Origin of the sequence: Staphylococcus sp. HMSC13A10, assembly GCF_001808005.1 — a bacterium.
GTDB lineage: Bacteria > Bacillota > Bacilli > Staphylococcales > Staphylococcaceae > Staphylococcus > Staphylococcus pasteuri.
The window spans coordinates 1-21,409 of record NZ_KV791879.1; the positions used below are offsets into that span (position 1 = coordinate 1).

Genomic DNA, 21,409 nt, shown 5'->3' on the forward strand with positions numbered 1-21,409 from the left:
AAACCAGAGTACAACTTTTGGGGTTCATTACACGATAGAAGTCGCTTTTTTGTTACCTATTAAATTTGAAGAAGAATATACTATTTAATGAAATATATTTACGTTTAAGATACTAATGATATAATTAATTTTATTAGTCAAAATCAAGTGTTTGGTATTATAATTATGAAAAACAAAAAACATAATTTAATTTTCAAATTGTGATTTAAATTATGTTCCACTTCGTATCTATAATAAATTTATTTTAATCATTAGATAGAGTTTAAATTACTAGTAAACCAAGCATATGATTGTTACAATAGGTTAAGCGTTTATATGCATCAAGTTAATATATTAAGATGCACGATAAATTTTATTGTAGACGAAAAAATTATGCTTATATACAAACTTAATTAAAATAAGATGTAAATAAGAATAAAGAAATAGACTATGAGTTCATCATTGATAAAAGGAGAGAAAGCATATGAAATACGCAGGGATCTTAGCAGGTGGAATAGGTTCCAGAATGGGTAACGTTCCTTTACCAAAACAATTTTTAAATTTGGATAATAAACCCATACTTATTCACACGATAGAAAAATTCATATTAGTAGATGAATTTGAAAAATTAATTATAGCTACACCAAAACAGTGGGTTACACACACTAAAGATATATTAAAAAAATATAATATATTTGATGATAGAATTGAAGTCATCGAGGGTGGTTCCGATAGAAACGAAACGATTATGAATATTGTAAAATATGTTGAATCGGTTAATGGTGTAAATGACGATGATGTTATTATTACTCATGATGCCGTGCGACCATTTTTAACTTATAGAATCATCAAAGAAAATATTGATAAAGCAGTTGAATTTGGTGCTGTAGATACAGTTATTAAAGCAGTTGATACTATCGTAACATCAGAAGACGATGACACGGTTTCAAAAATTCCACAAAGAAAAATTATGTATCAAGGTCAAACACCACAATCATTTAATATTAACTTATTAAAAGATTGTTATGAAAATTTAACAGATAATCAAAAAGAAATTTTAACTGATGCTTGCAAAATAATCGTAGAATCAAAGAAAGAAGTTAAATTAGTTGAAGGGGAAGTATACAACATAAAAGTGACTACTCCTTATGATTTAAAAGTAGCTAACGCTATTATAAAAGGTGGTATTGATAATGATTAATCAAGTATATCAACTTACATCACCTAGACAATTTGAGATAACTTACAATAATGTGGATATTAATAGTAATCATGTTATAGTTCGTCCCCTATATTTGTCAATTTGTGCTGCTGATCAAAGATACTATACAGGTAATAGAGACGAAAAAACGTTGAAGAAAAAATTGCCAATGTCTTTAATACATGAAGGTGTTGGCGAGGTAGTATACGATAGCAAAGGCATTTTCAAAAAAGGTACAAAAGTTGTTATGGTTCCAAATACTCCAACAGAAACTGATGATGTCATTGCAGAAAACTATTTGCCAAGTAGTTATTTTAAATCAAGTGGTTACGATGGCTTTATGCAAGACTTTAACTTTTTAAATCATGATAGAGTTATTCCGTTGCCAGATGATGTGGATTTAAGCATCCTATCATATACAGAGTTAGTATCTGTTAGTTTGCATGCGATTTATCGTTTTGATAGAAAATCTATATCTCATAGAGCATCATTTGGTGTATGGGGTGATGGAAACCTTGGCTATATTACATCATTATTATTAAGAAAAATGTACCCAGAATGTAAAATTTATGTTTTTGGGAAAACTGACTATAAGCTAAGTCATTTTTCTTTCGTAGATAAGACATTTCATATTGATGATATTCCTGAAGATTTAACTTTTGACCATGCATTTGAATGTGTGGGTGGTAAAGGTAGTCAATCAGCGATTAATCAAATTATAGATTATATTTACCCAGAAGGCAGTATTGCATTATTGGGTGTGAGCGAAATGCCTGTAGAAATTAACACAAGATTAGTTTTAGAAAAAGGCATCACTTTGATTGGAAGTAGTAGAAGTGGTTCTTATGACTTTCAAAATGTTGTGGATTTATATACAAAATATCCTGACGTTGTAGATAAACTTTCCTTATTAAAAGGACAAGAATTTGAAGTTCGTAATATTCAAGATTTAACAAAAGCATTTGAATCTGATTTATCAACTTCTTGGGGTAAAACTGTCTTAAAATGGATTATGTAAAATGAAAGGATGCTAATTTTGGCTAAAAGTAAGATATATATAGATGATATTTATTGGGAAAGAGTCCAATTATTTATAGAAGGGCATAGTGAAGATTTAGATATCGAAAATAGTAAGTTTGTTTTGAGAAACTTAATAGAATCTAAAGAATTAGAAGCAAATGATGTTGATATAAAAGAAAATAAATTTACGTGTAGATTTAATGTAGCAATACTAGATGAGGGATATTACCTGCCTTCAGACGAATACCTTCTAATAAATAAACAGGACTTAGATTATATTGCAACAATTAATCCAGAAGTTATTAAAGACTTTTATAATGATTTAGATGAATTAGAAGTAGATAAATTTGATGAATTAGAGACATCCAATGAAAAAACTAATTTCTTGCTCAAGAACTTTATGAAGCAATTTAATAGAGGTGGAAACTCAAAGAAAACAGTTTACACACTTACTCCAAAAATTTCTAGTGAAGTAAATGAATTTGTATTACAAGTTAACTTTAAAGCACCTAAACCAAAACAAAATAAACTAATACAAAAATATAAAGAAATTAGAACGAAATATAGAAAATATGCATATAATGTACGAAATACTACTTTCAAAACTATATTTTACGTCACTAAATTTTTCCATATGAGAAAAGGAAAAACAGTTCTATTTACTTCGGATTCTAGATCAGAAATGTCAGGTAACTTTAAATTTGTTTATGATGAAATGTTAAAAGCTAATCTGGATAAAGAGTATAAAATTCATGCTATATTTAAACCTAATATTTCAGAAAGAAGAAATTTAATTGATAAATTTAAATTTCCATTTTTACTTGGAAAAGCAGACTATATTTTTGTAGATGATTTTCACCCTATGTTATATAAAGTGAAATTCAGAAGATCACAAGAAATAATTCAAGTATGGCATGCTGTTGGTGCATTCAAAACAGTTGGGTTTAGTAGAGCTGGTAAGAAAGGTGGACCTTTCTTCGATTCATTAAATCATAGAAATTATACTAAAGCGTATGTGTCTTCTGAAACAGATATACCATTTTATGCTGAAGCATTTGGTATTAAGGAAAAAAATGTTGTTCCTACTGGTGTACCAAGAACTGATATCTTTTTTGATGAAACATACAAAAATGAAACAGTAGCAAAAATGAGAGAATTAATACCACAGATAATTGGTAAAAACATTATTCTCTTCGCACCAACATTTAGAGGTAGTGGACACAATACAGCACATTATCCTTTCTTCAAAATAGATTTTGAAAGATTGGCAAAATATTGTGAAGAAAACAATACAGTTGTGCTATTTAAAATGCATCCATTTGTTAGAAATAGACTTAAAATTTCTGAAGAACATAAAAAATACTTCATAGATATTTCAGATTTAAGAGAAGTTAATGATGTATTATTTATTACTGATATTTTAATTAGTGATTATTCTTCATTAATTTATGAATTTGCTGTGTTTAAAAGACCAATGCTATTTTATGCATTTGATTTGGAAGATTATATTACTACACGTGATTTTTATGAAAACTACGAATCATTTGTACCAGGTAAAATAGTACAATCATTTGATGAATTATTAGATTCATTAAATAACAAAGATTTTGAACAATATAAAGTTGAACCTTTCTTAAATAAACATTTTAAATACCAAGATGGTAGATCTAGTGAGAGATTAGTTCGTAATTTGTTTGGTTCATAAAGTTATTGCTATTAAAATTAAACGATTTAAAATAAGAAATGACATTATAGCTAAAACACCAATTATTTGTAACTAAAACTTATAATTGGTGTTTTGTCTCTATTTATGGAGAACTATTTTGTTAATGATAGAAATGTTCGCTATAAAGAGCCTTTATAAATAGAAGAGGGGTATTTTCTTGAATCAATATATATTTACAACGAGCCGTTTAGATAGAAGGCATGGTGGTTTAACGTCTTCTATGTTAAATAAAGCAAGTATGTTGAATGAAAAATTGAATATTAAACCATTAATATTAACGTTTCATTTAGATATGAAATATGAATCAATCGTAGAAGAAACTATTCAAAGATATGGATTAAAAAGTAAAGCTATATTTTTAAATATTAATAAATATTTTAAAGATAAAGCGAATATTGAAAAAGAAGTAAAGTACACATTTGAACCTAGTTCTGATCTTATAAGACGAGAAAAAGATGATAATACGATTGAATATTTTAATCATGATAAAAAAGTTTATGAAGTAAAATATTCTAATCATATTATTAGAGAAATTAAAAAATATTCTAATGGAAACATTAGCGAAAAAATAAAAATTGATGTAGATGGCTTTTTATTTTCAGTAGATTACTATGAAAATAAAAATTTAAAACAACAAGACCTATATAGAAAAGACCAATCGGTATTCGCAAGTAGATTTTTTAAAAAAATAAAAAAAGAAAATGAAATACAGAAAATTATCCTTTTTGATGAAGAAAAACTAGAATTTTCTTCTTTTGATGAGTTTAAAACATATTTTATTTCACTTTTTATTAAGGATCCTATCACGTATTTAGTCGTTGAAAATAGAAATATAGATAAATCGGTTTTAAATATAAAAGATGAGCGAGTAAGAAAAATATTCATGACTCATAGTATACACATTCGACCTGGTACTGATATCATCCGAAGAGGAAATCGTGCAGTATTGAATAATTTAAATGAAATTGACGCTTTAGTACTACTTACCGAATCACAAAAACAAGATATTATTAAACGTTTTGGATATAGAAATAACTATTTTGTAATTCCTCATGCGATTGAAACAAAAGACATTCAAAATAGAGTGACACCTAATAAAGTGGTAATGGTGTCAAGATTACATGAAGAAAAAAGAATTGATCAGGCAATTCAAGCATTTAAACAAGTGGTTCAACAAATACCCGATGCTGTATTTCATATATATGGTGAAGGAAAAGAACGAGAGAATTTACAATCATTAATTGATAGTTTAGGTATAACTGATAACGTTAAACTTGAAGGCTATAGTCATAATATTAATAAATCTTTACAAAGTGCAGAATGTACATTACTTACTTCTAAATATGAGGGATTTGCATTAGTCATCCAAGAAAGTATTGCAAATGGTACACCAGTGATTGCATATGATATCAAATATGGGCCTAGTGATATGATTGATGATGGCAAAAATGGATATTTAGTTAAAAATGGTAATGTGGATCAATTAGCACAAAAATTATATTCATACCTAACTAAAGATGAGCAAGAAAAAAATAATTTTTCTAAACATGCATTAGAAAAGGCTGAAAAATTTTCTATTGATAAGTTTGTTAAACATTGGAATGAATTGTTTAATGAAGTTAAAGAATCACAAGAACTTTATCAACCTTCAGTTAAGTTAACTCAAGTTAGTTTGCATAATGGTGTGTATTCAATAGAAACAGAGGTTAAATTAAATACCAAAGAGCCGCATCAAGCACAATTCAGATTCTTATTTTACAAACGTTCAACTTTACAAAATAAAGAAGCAATGGAATATATTGCTGAAAATGTAAAAGCATCAAAGATTGGTCAAGATAGTTATCATGTTAGTGGAGAATTTGACCCTAACTTATTTAATATCAATGAGATTTATGATTTAAATCTAGAAATTCAAGATAATACACAATATCATAAGATACGTGTTGGCAATAATAGAGAAAATGTAAATTTAAATAATTTAGAATTTAAATTTACTAAACCTTATTACACAAAAGATTATGAAAATCTAAGTTTTGATTTAAAAGCCTTATCTTATAAATCCACAAAAAGTAAATACTTAAAATATCAAGCGAAAAAAGTGAGAAAAATATTTAACTCCAAAAAGTCCATAAAAAGTAATGTGAATAAATTGAAACATGTTTATAGTGTTCCTAAAGTACTATTAACATATAGTATTAATGAACAAAACAAGAATGTAGCTAAGAAATATCATGATTTGAAGAAACTTCACCCAATTCTTAAAAGAAATTCTAAATTTTACTATAAATTAGGTGAACTAGCTATTAAATTAAAAAAATGGAATGAAGCACACCATTATATTAATAAAGCTATTGAATTAGATGATAGAAACGATACAAGATTATATTTCATCAAAGCAATTTTATTAAAAAAACTAGGTGAAAATGCTGAAAGTATTAAAGTTTTACAAAAATTGCTACACATTGATAACAAAGATAGAAAAGTACTTTTAGAAATAACAAATATGTACTATCAACAATCTGAATTAGATTTAGCTGTAGAATATCTAGAACAATTTTTACAATTAAATCCAAATGATAAAGAAGTTTTATTAAAATTAATTCAATATCTTGAACTGAAAAATGATAAACCAAAAGCAGTACATTATTATTCTCTATTGTTAAATAATAAAGAACTTAAGTTAGATAATAAATCATTAAGTGAGTATTATTATAAAAAAGGTCAACTTGAGTTTGACTTGAATGACGTGGATAAAGCAAGAACTAGTTTCAACAAAGTTATTCAATATTCTAATGACTCTCTATTAAAGAAAAGAGGGATTGGACATCTATATGAACAATCTAAACATGATTCACAAGCTATCAATGAATATGAAAAACTCTTGGAAGAAGAACCTGACAATGCCGAATTACATTTTCATATAGCTACACTTATTAAAAAAACACGTAATATTAAAAAGGCAATTTATCATTTTGAAAAGGCATTAGAATTAAATAAAGCAAGATCTCCTTGGTATTATCAATTAGCTTTATGTTATGAAGAATTAAATGATTATCCGAAAGTTATCGATGCATATAAAAATGCCATTTTAAGACAACAAACGCATAGACCTGATAATTATAGAAGATTGGGTTATTTATTGGAAAAGACTAATGACAATGAAGCGGCATTAGAGGCATATAGTGAAGCTGAATTATTCAGAAAACCAAGTTATATGTCAAAAGCAGCTTATAGTAAACATATTGGTTCAATTTCAGTAAGATATGCACAAAGTTATGATTATTATAATATCGATGATCAGATGATTTTTTATGAAAGTATGAGCGGTGCAGGAATCTCAGGTAATCCATGGGGCGTTTTTGATTATATTTATAATCAAGCAGCTTATAAATCTTATACACATGTTTGGGTTATTAATTCATTCGATAATATTCCGCTTTATCTTAGAGATAAAAGTAATATTATTTATGTTAAGAAAAACTCGGATGCTTATCTGAAATATATTTCTAAAGCTAAATATTTAATTTGTGATTCAACATTTTCTGATTATGTAGTGAGAAAACCTGAACAAAGATACTTACAAACTACACACGGAATCTTTTATAAAACAGTAGGCCGTGATAGTAATGGAACTAAGATGGGTGTAGCTGGTAGTACTCGTAATTTATTACAAGCAACACACATTATTGCACCTAACCAATTTATGGTAGAAAAACAACAGTCAGCATATTCTATTAAAGGAATAAAAGATGGTAGTGTTGCAAAAGTTGGTTATCCTAGAATTGATATCACACTCAATGCAACAGACAAGCAAAAAGATGAAATTAGACAAAGAATGAACTTACCGAAAGATAAAAGTGTGGTATTATATGCTCCAACTTGGCGTGGCGAGTCAAAAGAAAGTAATGGCTTTGATATCGATAAATTACTTTATGATTTAAATGCACTAGCTAAACTGGATGCTACTATTTTATTTAGAGGACATAGTATAACTAAGTCTTTACTTAAAAATGTCAGCTTCCCTAATAATATTATTTTGCCACCTGATGATATTTCAACGAATTACTTGATGAGTATAGTTGATGTACTTATCTCAGATTATTCAAGTGTATTCTTTGATTTTATACCAACTGAAAGACCAATTGTTCATTATTTATATGATTTTGATGATTATGTAAATATGAGAGGATTAAATATTCCTACTGAAGATTTACCTGGTCATGTTGCAGAAACAACTGAAGAATTGGTTGCAAGTGTAAAATATAGTATAGAAAATCCTAAACCTGATAGTAAATATTTAAAAGCTAAAGATATGTTTTGCCCTTATGATATAGGTCATTCTGGTGAAAATGTTTCTAAATGGTTCTTTGAAGATAACACAGATAGCGTCGAAGCAGTTTCAAATAAAAAATATAATGGCAAAGCACTATTTTTAATTGGGCCTATTTCTGATTTAGATAATTTAGATACGCTAACTAATGAAATTGATACTACAGTTAAAAAAGGCTTTATTACTTCACTTTCATTGAAAAAAGCAATAGCTAAACAAGAAGCTAAAGCAAGTAAAATATTATCGTTCGGTAATGAAATTAACTTGTTACCTCAAGCTGGTCCGATGCCAAAAACATTAGAAGAAATAGTTGCTATACATGATGTTGAGAAAAAACATATAGTAAGAAATGATAGCACTAACTATTTATATGAAAAAGCTTATAGACGCGAAAGAAGAAGATTATTTGGAGATTTATCTTTTGATTATATTTATAATTATGAAGATAATAATCCATATTGGGTAAACTTAAGTAAAGTAATGGATGATAATAAAAAATAAATCTCTGATTTAATCAAAGTGAGACATCTTCTATCATAAAATAAAAGCCAGTCAATGAATGTCAACATATTCATTGGCTGGCTTTGTTATTACTATTTATTTTATTATAAAACACGACCAATATAGAGTAATACATATAATATAAGGAGTGACACTTATATATCTGTGCCACTCCGTTAAAAATTATTTACTTACATAATTAAATCTTTGAAATCTCAAATGAGTTAAATATATGATTATTTAGTTACACGTTTCCAAACTAATTTTTGGTTTGGCACATTACCATTAACAATGCTTAAAGTGTCACCTTCAAGTTCGAATAAGCGTGGTTGTGTATCGCCTAACCAAGTTGGGTTCATACTTACTTCCATTGTATGATAAACTGTTGAATTTTCTTCATCTAATTCATATTTACCTGAGTAAGCAACATAACCGTGTGCAGCTTCTGCCATTTCATCTTTTGTACCAGTGTGTAAGTCACCAGAAGCATAAGCAGATCTACCTTGTTGCATTAATTGAGCTGACATATAACCATCTGGATTATACATAATAAAACCAGTTGCGTCTTTACCTAAAGGATAGAAAATATTACCATTTTCATCCTCATCTTGATAGTTAACTAATGCCCATGTTCCAATTAATTGTTCTTTTAAATTACTCATATTTATTCCTTCTTTCTACAGATTTTGAAATAATGAATTATGCGTTTGAGCCACCAGATACACTAATAGTTTCACCAGTAATGGCTGAAGCACCATCAGAAGCTAAGAATAGAACAGTATCAGCAATTTCATGTGGTTCTAATAAACGATTCATTGGCATTTTACCAGTGATATATTTTTCCATAGCTTCTTGTTCTGTTGAATTATCTTGTTCTGCTAAGTTAGCAAGTTGATTTTCAATTAATTTAGTACGAACTGGTCCAGGTAATACTGCATTTGAAGTGATGCCGTCTTTAACAGTTTCTAATGCTACAGTTTTAGCAAATCCGATTTGAGCAAATTTTGAAGCTACATATGCAGATTTGAATGGGTCTGCCATTTCACCATGTGCTGATGAAATAGTGATGATACGTCCTTTTTGTTTTTCTTTCATACTTGGGATTGTATGTTTTGTCATTAAGAATGTACCTGTTTGAATAACACCTAATACTTGATTCCATTTTTCTAATGGGAAGTCTTCAACTTTAGAAATAAATTGAATACCTGCATTGTTAACTAATACATTAATTTCTCCATATTTACTTCTAATGTCAGCGATAGCAGATTTGTTAACTTCTTCATCTGTTACGTCAACTTGATAAGCTACACCATTTTCTAATGAATCTGCTGCTTTTTCAGCTGCGTCTTTACTCATATCAAAGATAAATACTCGATCACCTTGTTTATCAAATCCTTGTGCGATTGCGTAGCCAATCCTTGCCCTGAACCTGTTACAATTACGTTTCTAGTCATATTAAATTCCTCCTATAGATTTTATATAAATGCGGATGCGATAATTACAACAATAAGTGCTAATAAATTGGCACCCGTATTAGTAATAAATAAATATTTAAAGCCGTTTTTGTGGTTTAATCCTGTCAATGCGAATAATGTTAATACAACACCAGTATGTGGCATAACAGTAAATACAGATGAAGACATTACTGCAACTCTGTGAATTGTATATGGGTCAATACCCATATCAACGTACTGTTTACCAAATGCCTGCATGACAATACCTAGAGAACTTGAAGCAGAACCAGTTATAATGCCGAATAACGCAGATGCTACAGATAAACTTATTAATGGATTTCCTGGTATATTTAATATTAAAGATTTAATACTTGAAAATCCTGGTGCTAAAGTAACTACTGTACCAAATGCAATTGCAGAAGCAGTTAAGAATATTGGTATTACTGAACTACCAGCACCTTCGTTAATCACTTCTCTATGAATATTGATGTGTTTATGGAATAAAATGGCAGATAAAATAATTGAAATAGCTAAACTAATAAGAATAACGTTATCAATTTTTAATATACTACCAATAATATTGATAATAATTAACACAACGATAGGTAAAATACTTAGATAAAAATTAGGGGTAGATTTTTCTTCATTTTCTAAATCTAAATTACTCGCATTAAAATCATCAAAAGTTTCACCTTTTGCAAGACTTTTATTTAATGCATGTTTCATGTACCATAAACCAAATACTATGGCAACGATTGTTCCAATGATTCCTAATAAAGGCGCTGCTGTTAATGTTGTACCCAAATATTTAGTCGGTACAACATTTTGTACTGAAGGTGTACCTGGTAACATTGTCATAGTAAATGTTCCTAAGCCTAACATGATAGGAATACAAATCAAATTCCATGCAATATTCAATTGTTTGAATAAAGGTTTTGCTAAAGGCACGATAACGAAGACAACTACGAATAAGCTAATGCCTCCGTATGTTAAAATTGCAGTGATTAAAAATATAGAAACTAATATTGAATATGGATTGCTAGTACCAATTTTACTAATTATTTTAGAGGCGATAGAATGTGCTGCACCACTTTGATCCATGTATTTTGCAAGTAATGAACCAAGTAGGAATACGCCAAAGAAACTAATAATAAATTGAGCCAATCCAGTAATATATGATTCTTTAGTTCCAATTAAGGAATTAAAGAAAGGTAAACCGTTTGTTAAAATAACAATAAATGAAGCAATTGGACCTACTATTAAAATAGAATATCCATTCATTGAGAAATAGATAATGAATAATATCCCGATAATAATACCAATTGTACCGATGATTTCCATATTGGCCCTCCCTTAAAGTAGAATTTCAAGTTTATTTTTTGTCTATTTGATGACAATTACTATTATCAACTCAAAATTAGGTTTTGTAAAAGATTGTTTTAGGTATAAAAACTATAACTAAAAGGTTATATAGAGGAAAGAGTGTCTAAATGATAAACACAAGATCAAGTAAATATTTAGAGGAAATTAACAGATTCGGTAGCATTTCCCAAGCTGCAAAATACTTATACATTTCACAGCCGTATTTAAGTAAGTTTATAAAGGAACTAGAAACTGACTTAGGCACAGAGTTATTAAATAGAGAGAAAAATCCAATTACTTTAACATACGCTGGGGAGCGTTATATAGAATATATGAATCAAATTAAATATACGTATGATGAAATGAAATCGGAACTACAAATGATTTCTGGATTAAAAAAAGGTCGTTTAGTCATAGGTATCAATCCTATACTAGCAGCACATGCATTATATAAGATATTGCCGGAATTTATAAAAGAATATCCAGGTATAGAATTAAAGTTAATAGAAGAATCAGCTCATCGAATTGAACAATTACTTATTGATAATAAGATTGATATAGCAATTACGATTTTGCCTTTTTATCAAGGTGTATTCCAATATGAAACTCTATCTAAAGAACCCATATATTTGATGATTCCATCTAATCATTCATTAATTACAAATGACAATTACAAAAACAAATCAATTTTTGAAATTCATCAAGAATTAGCAAATGATAACTTTATATTGCTAAAACCGAACATGGCCTTGCGTAAAATCACGAATCAAATATTAGAAGACAATGAGCTTGAACCCAATATTGCTATGGAAACGATTAGTATTGATAATGCTTTAAGATTGGTGAATGAAGGCTTAGGGATTACTTATGTACCAGAAAGTGTCAAAAACAGTAGTAAACATTTTGAAGGATTAAGTATTAAATTAGAAAAACCAAGCTATTTTAATCAAGTTGTAGTGGCATATAAAAGGGATAAATTTAATCACTTGTCTAAAGCTGCGCATATGTTTATTGTATTGGCTAAAGCTACATATAATAAAAGTGATGATGAATGAATAAAAAGAGAGTAACATCTGGAGAATATTCCGATGTTACTCTTTTTATTTTAGATGAATTTCAAGAGTAGTAATTATATGAAGACTCTAATCAAATAGCCTTTAAAGTAGCAGTTGAATACAAATGAGCATTCATTTATGTTCCTAAGGTGAACTTATTATTTAAAAATTGTAATATGAAAAGAAAAATTTGTAAAAGTAAGCGTTTGCACTATGAATTTGATATATCTTATTTTAAAATGAATATATACATAAACATAAGGAGATGGATTAAATGTCAGTATTAGATAAATTCAAATTAGAAAATAAAGTAGCTATCGTAACAGGAGGAGCTTCTGGTTTAGGTAAATCTATGGGAAAAGCTTTAGCTGAAGCAGGTGCTAATCTTGTTATTGCAGATATGAATTTAGAAGTTGGTCAACAAACTGCTAAAGAATTCGAAGAAGAAACAGGAAATAAAGCCATTGCATGCAAAGTAGATGTAACTAATGTTGATCAAGTTAATGACATGGTAAAAGAAACAATGGATACATTTGGACATATTGATATCTTATTTAACAATGCAGGTATTAATGAACACGTTGATTTTGAAGATATGCCATATGAACGTTGGAAAAAAACAATGGACGTTAACTTAAACAGTATGGTATTAGTTACAAATGCTGTTGGTGAAGTCTTCCGTGAACAAAAGAGTGGTGTCATTGTTAATACATCTTCAATGTCAGGTGTTATTGTAAACACACCACAACCACAAGCAGCATATAATACTTCTAAAGCAGCTGTAATTATGCTTACTAAAAGTTTAGCAAATGAATGGGCTAAACATAATATTCGTGTAAATACAATTGCACCAGGATATATGAAAACAGAATTAACTAAAGATTATTTCGCTAAAGGCGGAGATATGATTGATACATGGATGAATATGACTCCTATGAATCGTCCAGGTGTACCAGAAGAATTACAAGGTGCAGCGCTATACTTAGCTTCAGATGCATCATCATTCGTTACTGGTTCAGTTATTACTGTTGATGGTGGTTATACAGCACTTTAATTATCTATATTATTGGGAGTGAGACAGAAATATAAAGTACTACTTCTAATTTTATTAGATTAGTAGTGCTTACACCTTTGCTTTAGCTAATGTGTTCCACTAAGGATTACATGAGTTAACACTCATGCATAAGTAATTCTAATTTCTAAAGAAAAAGAATTACTTTATCAGTCAACTACTGCCAATATAAAATTTTAGCCTGAGACATTGATTTATGTCCCAGGCTGTTTTGTATTCTATACAATAAGAAATAATAACTAAATCCGATTAAATAATCAGAAAATTAAAACTTTAATATATCGGTTGTGATTTTTAGAAAGCGTGTTATTATATTCATTAGATATCTAACTAAATGAGGTGAAGCGATGGAAGTGACATATCAATTTCTATTAAGAAGCTTAGCGCATGAGATGAAGAATTATGCAGATCGACGATTAGATGATTTTGGAATTACACAAGAACAAAGTCATACATTAGGATATATATATCGTTATCAAGAAAAAGGTATATCGCAAAAAGAATTAATGGAATTCTTTGGAAGAAAAGGTTCAACGGTCAGCAGTATAATAAAAAATCTAGAAGCAAATCATTTAGTTTTTAGGAAAGTTAATCCAGAAGATACACGTAGTAAAATTTTGAAATTAACGGACGAAGGTCTAGAATTAGTAGAATCTTTTACTAAAGTATTTGATGAAATTGAAGAAAGATTACTATTAAATATCTCAGATGAAGATCAACTGAAATTTAAAGAAACTATAGAACAAATGATGGAAAACTTGAAATAATGCGTGGTTATTATTTAGAGTAATAGCCACTATATTTTTCAACATATAGTTAGAAATCTAATTATTAGCCATCTAATTAAAAGGGAGTAAGAATAATGAAAGACGAACAATTGTATTTTTTGAAAAAGCACCAATATTTAAAGCAATGATGCATTTCTCATTGCCAATGATGATAGGAAGTTTATTAAGTGTAATTTATGGGATTTTAAATGTATATTTCATAGGATTTTTAGATGATAGCCATATGATTTCAGCAATATCACTAACATTACCAATATTTGCTGCATTAATGGGATTCGGTAATTTATTTGGTGTCGGTGGTGGGACTTATATTTCACAACTATTAGGAGCAAAAGATTACAGTAAAAGTAAATATGTTAGTAGCTTTTCAATGTATGGAGGCTTATTACTTGGAGTCATTATTGCATTAGTGACATTACCGTTTACCGATCAAATTGCACAAGTTTTAGGAGCACATGGTGAAACAATCAAATTTACAAGCGATTATTTAAGAATTATGTTCTTGAGTTCTCCATTTGTTATTTTATTCTTTATTTTAGAACAATTTGCACGTGCAGTAGGAGCACCGATTGTATCTATGGTTGGAATGTTAGCAAGTGTTGTATTAAATATGATTTTAGATCCGATTTTAATTTTCGGTTTTGATTTAAATGTAGTTGGTGCAGCTTTAGGTACTGCAATTTCAAACTTAGTAGCTGCAATATTCTTTATTCTTTACTTTATGAAAAAAATAGATTCACTTTCTGTAAATATTAAATTTGCTAAACCAAATAAAGAAATGATGGCAGAAATTTTCAAAATTGGTATTCCAGCTTTCTTAATGGTTGTACTTATGGGTGTAACTGGATTAGTATTGAATTTGTTTTTAGCTAATTATGGTAACTATGCTATTGCCAGTTATGGTATTCAATTTAGATTAGTACAATTTCCAGAATTAATCATAATGGGATTAAGTGAAGGTGTTGTACCTTTGATTGCTTATAATTTTGTTGCTAATAAATCAAGAATGAAAGATACGATTAAAGCAGTTATCATTTCTATCATTGCAATTTTTGCAGTAAGTATGATTATAGTATTTGTATTTGGTCACCAAATCATTCAATTATTTAGTACAGATCCACACATCGTTGATCTTGCTACATTCATGCTACAAGTGACAATGACATCATTATTATTAAATGGTATTGGTTTCTTATTCACTGGTATGTTACAAGCGACTGGACAAGGTCGTGGTGCAACAATTATGGCTATTTTACAAGGTACAGTTATCATTCCAGTATTATTTGTCATGAATAGTTTATTTGGTTTAACAGGGGTAGTATGGTCACTATTAATTGCAGAAACATTATGTGCTTTAGCAGCGATGTTAATCGTTTATTTATTAAGAAATAAATTAACAGTTGATAAAGAAGCTTTATTAGAAGAATAATTTTAAATTGAGGGACGATCATTATTATAAAACGATGGTTGTCCTTTTTGTTTTGTGACTAAATAATGAACAATTTACGAGATATTTTAGATAAGGGGGGTTCGATGGTACATACTAATAAGTACCCTAAGATTATTATTGCCATAATGGTGATGTTTTTCCTGTCATTGTTGCCTTCCATGATGAATCAAGCTTCAGCTCATGCAACATTAGAAAAGACGAATCCTAGGCAAGATGGTGTTGTGAAACAAATGCCTGAAGAAATTGAATTAGAATTCAATGAACCAGTAAATTCGAAGTATTCTAATATCACTTTATATAATGATAAAGGTAAGGAATTAGGTAAAGTTAAGCCATCAACATCTGGCTGGGCAAAAACTTTAACTTTTTCATCAGATAAAGTTGGTAAAGGTACGCATACTATTAAATGGCAAGCCATCTCAGCAGACGGGCATGAAGTAGGAGATCAATTTGAATTTTCGGTAGGTAAAGTAACTGCCAAAGATATAGATACGTCAAACGCCTTTTATGCAGAACCTAGTTTTTGGTTTGGAGTAATGCGATATATTGCTGAAGGAACAACCATTATTTTAGTAGGTCTATTTTGGTTAAACGGTATTGTTAAACGTCGCCAATTACATTCATTTGAATTATTCCCTAAACAAATGAGTATTTCATTTATGATGATAATGGCGTATATAATGGCATTATTATTATATATGATGACATTAACCTCAGATGTTGTAGATGCTATATTATCACTTAAAATTGATGTTTTAATGCAATTTCCATTTATTTTAAGCTCAATTGCAATGATAGTATTATATGCATTGATTATAATTAGAAATATGGATCGAATTTGGTATTGGTTAGTTTCAATAGTAATGATACTAACAATAAGTATGTCTGGTCATGCATGGTCTCAATCAATTCCAGTTTGGTCTATCGCAATTAGAACGATACATATTGTAGGTATGACATTGTGGTTAGGTGCACTTGCATATCTTGTTTGGTATATAGTGAATAACAATTCATCAGAGCAGATAAAAAATATACGTTCAATGCTATTTAAAGTGAATACTATTGCTGTTGCAATGATTATTATTTCAGGTGTCTTAATGGCTATTGATGAAACGAATATTTTAGCAATTTGGTCCAAAATGCAAACATTGACAATACTAATACTTGTAAAAGTTATTGGTACATTAATAATGATGGCTTTAGGTTTATATCAAACCACGAAAGCTTTAGGTAAACGTCAACAAGTTAATAAAGTGACGTTAATAATAGAATTAATTATAGGAATCATACTTATATTCGTAGGTGTGATGATGAGTCAAATAAATATACCAGGTTAAGGAGCCGAATCATGTTAAAAAATTAATTTCAATGAGTTTTATTTTATTTTTCACGTTAGGAATTTTTAAGGTTGCAGATGCACATGTAACTTTAAATCCAAATGAAAGCGAACCAGAATCTTATGATAAATATGATGTGAGAGTGCCAGTTGAACAAAATGATAATACAGTAAAAGTTGAATTAACTGTACCAAAAGGTGTTAATCTTGAGAATGTAGCACCTGTTGAAGGTTTTAAACATTCATTTGAAAAAGATAAAAAAGGTAATATTACTAAAGTAACTTGGAAAGCAACTGGTAAAGGTATCGGACCTAATGAATTTATAGAATTCCCAATTGTTGCAGCTAATCCAGATAAAGAAGGAAGCTTTAAATGGAAAGCCGTTCAAACATATGACAATGGCGATGTTGTTAAATGGGACGATAAAGAAGACAGTGAACACCCAGCACCAATTACAACAGTAAAAAAAGGGGCTAACCCAAGTGGTTCACAAAGTGATGAATCATCATCAACAAGTGGTAGTTCTATCGCATTATGGGTTGTATCAATTGTAGCAATTTTACTTTCTCTAGTAGCCATTTTCAAAAAATCAAAAAAATAATTAAACATAGAGGATGCGATTTTGATAGGTCGTGTCCTCTTTTATAATTTAAATATTTGTTGTTTTGTCACTTTCATAATAACGAATATGTTTTATAATATAATCGTGAGGGAGGAAGAATCATGCGAAGATTATTATACTCATTTCTTTTTTACATGATTATTGGATTATTTAGTGGGTTTTATTATAGAGAACTAACTAAAGCACATCATTTTACGGGTGATACACAATTATCATTAGTACATACACATACATTGATTTTAGGTATGTTTATGTTTTTATTACTATTATCATTAGAAAAGTCATTTAAATTAAGTAGTTATTATTTATTTAATTGGTTCTTTGTTATATATCATATCGGTGTACTAGTAACAGTTGGTATGATGACAGTTAAAGGTACTTATCAAGTATTAGGAAAAACAGTGCCAGCTTCATTCCCTGGGTTTGCAGGAATGGGGCATACTGCTATGTTAGCAGCATTATTAATACTATTTTTCTTATTAAGACAAGCAATCATTAAAGAACCTAAAGATTAATTTCAGCTCGTGAGTGGTAGCGACTCACGGGTTTTTTTATAAAATGATTTGCTTCATATGTAAAACACCTTATAGTATAATGTAAAAGTATTGAATGATAATTATTTTCATTTAGAAATGGTATAAATGTTATATACAGTGTTTAAATAGGGGGAAACTAAATGGAAGACGTTACAATTATAGGTGGCGGTCCAGCAGGTTTATTTGCAAGCTTTTATTCCGGGCTTAGAGGTATGTCTGTGAGAATTATTGATGTTCAAGATAAACTTGGTGGTAAGATGCAAGTGTATCCAGAGAAAATAATTTGGGATATTGGTGGCGTAGCGCCTAAGCCGTGTCATGAAGTAATTAAAGATATGATTCAGCAAGGTTTACATTTTAATCCTAAAGTGAATTTAAATGAACGTGTCATTGATATAAGAAAAATAGATGAAAGACATTTTGAAATAGAAACTGAGCAAGGACAAGTATATCATTCAAAAGCTGTGATTTTTGCTATTGGTGGAGGTATTATTAATCCCAAACCACTAAAAATTAAAGGCGCTGAGCGTTATCAACTTACAAACTTACATTATGTTGTACAATCATTCTCTAGATTTAAAGACAAACATGTACTTATTTCTGGAGGGGGTAACACAGCATTAGATTGGGCGAGAGATATTGCTAAAATAGCTGAAAGTGTGACCGTAGTCTATAGAAAACCAGAGATAACTGGTTATGAAGCGATGACTAAGGTGCTTGAAGATTTAGGCGTTCAGTTGATACCTTATACACAAATTAGTGAACTGATTGGTAATGATGAAGACAATTATATTCATCAAGTTAAATTAACTAACTTACAAACTGGTTTAACTTCGACTCATTCATTTGATGATGTTATTATAAGTCATGGATTCGATCATGAAAATCCACTATTAAAAGATTGTACATCTCAATTTGAGTTGTATGATGAATATCGAGTAAAAGGTTTTGGAAATACAACGACTAATATTCCTGGTATCTATGCTTGTGGCGATATTGTTCATCATGAAGCTAAGGTTCATTTGATTGCAAGTGCGTTTAGTGATGCGGGTAATGCTGCTAACCTTGCTAAAACATATATCCAACCTGATGCTGCTGCAGAAGGATATGTTTCAAGTCATAATGAAATATTTAAAGAATCAAACAAAGAAATTATGAATCAATATCTATATTAATATAAAACGAGGGAACAAAATGATAAACATTAAATATGAAGCACCATCTGTAGATGATTATTTGAAATTAAGAGTAGATGCAGGAATGAGTGCTAAGTCGGTAGAAGCGGCACAAAAAGGATTGCCGAATGGATGTTTCAATGTCACATTGTATGATGGTAAAACTTTGGTAGGGATGGGAAGAGTTACCGGTGATGGTGGTACTACACTTCAAGTTGTCGATGTAGCACTACATCCTGAATATCAAGGACAAGGTTATGGTCGTACAATTATGGAACATATTATGAAATATGTAGAAGAAAATGCTGTAACAGGTACATATGTAAGCTTAATGGCCGATTACCCAGCTGATAAACTATATGAAAAATTTGGGTTCCAGTCTACTGAACCCCATTCAACAGGTATGTATATCTTATTTTAGGATAATAAAAAGACGTACTCAATCAATGTAATGAATTTCAAAAATTAGAATTTTTATTCTAACATTTCGAGTTTATATTATATTGAACGAGCACGTCTTTATTTTGTTTTTAAAACTTATTTAACACCAAAGTCAATGATGATACGACCCATGTGTTGATGATTCATTACACGTTCGATACCTTTTGGTAAATCTTCAAATGAAATGACGTCTTTAATATCATGCAGTTGTTTTGGTTTTAAATCTTTGGCTAGACGACGCCAAACTAATTTACGCAATTTAATAGGAGTGAATACCGAATCAATACCTAGTACACTTATGCCTCTTAAAATAAGCGGAAAGACAGAACTTTCAAATTTAGTACCGCCAGTCATGCCAATTACTGCTACACTACCATTATTATCGAGTCTATTTACAATATTAGATAAACTGTCACCACCTACAGGATCGATGGCTGCCTGCCATGTTCTAGATGCTAAAGGTTTATAATCATATTCAGGTAAGCGGTCGATAACTTCTTTAGCACCAATCGCTTTTAATTTATCGTCTACATCTTTACGTCCAGTACTAGCAACTACGTCATAACCTAATTTATTTAACATTAAAACAGATAACATACCTACACCACCAGATGCACCTCTGACAAGTACACTATCTTTTTCGATAGTCATTCCGTCATTTTCTAGACGTTCGATTGCTAATCCTGCAGTATAACCTGCTGTTCCATAGATCATTGCTTCTTCTAAAGTTAAATCCTCTGGTAAATCAATAATCCACTCGCTTTTAACACGAGCATACTCACTATATCCACCAAAATGACTTACACCTAAATCATAACTAGTTACTATGACTTTATCACCTACATAATGGCCTGGTGCATTTGATTCAACAATTTCACCAGATAGATCGATACCCGGTACCATTGGATATTGTTTTACAATTGCATTGTTATTTTGAGTAGCTAATGCATCTTTATAGTTAATACTTGAATAATGTACTTTAATCAGTACATCACCTTCAGGTAAATCATCTACTGTAAGTTGCTTGAAATCAGAAGAGACGTTCCCTTCATCGTCTCTATCTACGAGATAAGCTTTAAATTTTTCTGACACTATAAGTTCACTCCTTCAATATTTATGACCTTCATTATAAAGTTTTCTTTTACTTATTAAAATGATAAAAACTTTCCTTAATTTAAAATGACAAAAATAAGCCACGACTATTTTAATATAAATTGTGACAAATTGTCATAAAGTTTTAGAAATAAAATTGTTAAAAAAAGAGTTTCATAAATTTTGAAAAGAATTGTTATTGACATAATTAAAGGAGAAACATATAATTATTTTGATAATGATTATCAATTGCTACTAGTTGTTTTTA

At 29.5% G+C, this 21,409-nt stretch carries 16 protein-coding genes and 1 pseudogene; 13 read left to right on the forward strand and 4 right to left on the reverse strand.

The window, feature by feature from the left end; genetic code table 11:
* The first annotated feature begins 463 nt into the window (after positions 1 to 463).
* The 4 genes from HMPREF3125_RS09280 to HMPREF3125_RS09295 all read left to right on the forward strand — a co-directional run bounded on the left by HMPREF3125_RS09280 (position 464) and on the right by HMPREF3125_RS09295 (position 8,757).
* Entirely contained in the window at positions 464 to 1,180 is a 717-nt protein-coding gene (locus tag HMPREF3125_RS09280) for a D-ribitol-5-phosphate cytidylyltransferase (protein WP_070453399.1), read from the forward strand.
* Entirely contained in the window at positions 1,173 to 2,198 is a 1,026-nt protein-coding gene (locus HMPREF3125_RS09285) for a ribitol-5-phosphate dehydrogenase (RefSeq protein WP_070453402.1), read from the forward strand. Before HMPREF3125_RS09280 ends, HMPREF3125_RS09285 begins: the two co-directional genes overlap by 8 nt.
* An 18-nt stretch (positions 2,199 to 2,216) precedes the next feature.
* Positions 2,217 to 3,905, forward strand: a complete 1,689-nt coding sequence (gene tarL, locus HMPREF3125_RS09290; protein WP_070453404.1) for a teichoic acid ribitol-phosphate polymerase TarL — start codon at positions 2,217 to 2,219, stop codon at positions 3,903 to 3,905.
* 178 nt (positions 3,906 to 4,083) lie between these two features.
* On the forward strand, positions 4,084 to 8,757 hold the full coding sequence (locus HMPREF3125_RS09295; RefSeq protein ID WP_070453407.1) for a CDP-glycerol glycerophosphotransferase family protein: 4,674 nt from the start codon (positions 4,084 to 4,086) through the stop codon (positions 8,755 to 8,757).
* Between the two features lie 236 nt (positions 8,758 to 8,993).
* Here the strand turns inward: HMPREF3125_RS09295 and HMPREF3125_RS09300 are convergent, their stop codons facing one another.
* From HMPREF3125_RS09300 to HMPREF3125_RS09310, 3 genes are all read right to left on the reverse strand, one after another.
* Positions 8,994 to 9,419, reverse strand: a complete 426-nt coding sequence (locus tag HMPREF3125_RS09300; protein ID WP_070453410.1) for a lipocalin-like domain-containing protein — start codon at positions 9,417 to 9,419, stop codon at positions 8,994 to 8,996.
* Between the two features lie 37 nt (positions 9,420 to 9,456).
* Positions 9,457 to 10,113 (reverse strand): SDR family oxidoreductase, encoded by a 657-nt coding sequence (locus HMPREF3125_RS09305; protein WP_256278098.1) that lies wholly within the window; start codon positions 10,111 to 10,113, stop codon positions 9,457 to 9,459.
* A gap of 119 nt (positions 10,114 to 10,232) precedes the next feature.
* Positions 10,233 to 11,552 (reverse strand): GntP family permease, encoded by a 1,320-nt coding sequence (locus HMPREF3125_RS09310; protein WP_070453413.1) that lies wholly within the window; start codon positions 11,550 to 11,552, stop codon positions 10,233 to 10,235.
* A gap of 149 nt (positions 11,553 to 11,701) precedes the next feature.
* Here HMPREF3125_RS09310 and HMPREF3125_RS09315 point away from each other — a divergent pair, with 149 nt between their 5' ends.
* From HMPREF3125_RS09315 to HMPREF3125_RS09355, 9 genes and pseudogenes are all read left to right on the forward strand, one after another.
* Positions 11,702 to 12,628, forward strand: a complete 927-nt coding sequence (locus HMPREF3125_RS09315; RefSeq protein WP_070453416.1) for a LysR family transcriptional regulator — start codon at positions 11,702 to 11,704, stop codon at positions 12,626 to 12,628.
* Between the two features lie 274 nt (positions 12,629 to 12,902).
* Entirely contained in the window at positions 12,903 to 13,682 is a 780-nt protein-coding gene (locus HMPREF3125_RS09320) for an SDR family NAD(P)-dependent oxidoreductase (RefSeq protein WP_017636832.1), read from the forward strand.
* A 365-nt stretch (positions 13,683 to 14,047) separates the two neighbouring features.
* The gene (locus tag HMPREF3125_RS09325) at positions 14,048 to 14,467 is read left to right on the forward strand and encodes a MarR family winged helix-turn-helix transcriptional regulator (RefSeq protein ID WP_070453419.1); all 420 of its coding nucleotides are present in this window, start codon (positions 14,048 to 14,050) and stop codon (positions 14,465 to 14,467) included.
* Between the two features lie 95 nt (positions 14,468 to 14,562).
* Positions 14,563 to 15,917, forward strand: a pseudogene (locus HMPREF3125_RS09330) (MATE family efflux transporter).
* A 104-nt stretch (positions 15,918 to 16,021) separates the two neighbouring features.
* A complete protein-coding gene (locus HMPREF3125_RS09335) occupies positions 16,022 to 17,275 on the forward strand; it encodes a copper resistance CopC/CopD family protein (RefSeq protein ID WP_070453422.1) in 1,254 nt (417 codons plus the stop codon).
* 31 nt (positions 17,276 to 17,306) lie between these two features.
* A complete protein-coding gene (locus HMPREF3125_RS09340) occupies positions 17,307 to 17,876 on the forward strand; it encodes a YcnI family protein (protein WP_070453424.1) in 570 nt (189 codons plus the stop codon).
* Between the two features lie 122 nt (positions 17,877 to 17,998).
* Positions 17,999 to 18,412, forward strand: a complete 414-nt coding sequence (locus tag HMPREF3125_RS09345; RefSeq protein WP_017636823.1) for a DUF2871 domain-containing protein — start codon at positions 17,999 to 18,001, stop codon at positions 18,410 to 18,412.
* 161 nt (positions 18,413 to 18,573) lie between these two features.
* Positions 18,574 to 19,608: an NAD(P)/FAD-dependent oxidoreductase gene (locus HMPREF3125_RS09350; RefSeq protein ID WP_070453427.1), complete on the forward strand. Its 1,035-nt coding sequence runs from the start codon at positions 18,574 to 18,576 to the stop codon at positions 19,606 to 19,608.
* A gap of 19 nt (positions 19,609 to 19,627) precedes the next feature.
* A complete protein-coding gene (locus HMPREF3125_RS09355) occupies positions 19,628 to 20,029 on the forward strand; it encodes a GNAT family N-acetyltransferase (RefSeq protein WP_070453430.1) in 402 nt (133 codons plus the stop codon).
* A gap of 116 nt (positions 20,030 to 20,145) precedes the next feature.
* Here HMPREF3125_RS09355 and HMPREF3125_RS09360 read toward each other — a convergent pair whose 3' ends face one another.
* Positions 20,146 to 21,141 (reverse strand): acrylyl-CoA reductase family protein, encoded by a 996-nt coding sequence (locus tag HMPREF3125_RS09360; RefSeq protein WP_070453433.1) that lies wholly within the window; start codon positions 21,139 to 21,141, stop codon positions 20,146 to 20,148.
* Between the last annotated feature and the right edge of the window lie 268 nt (positions 21,142 to 21,409).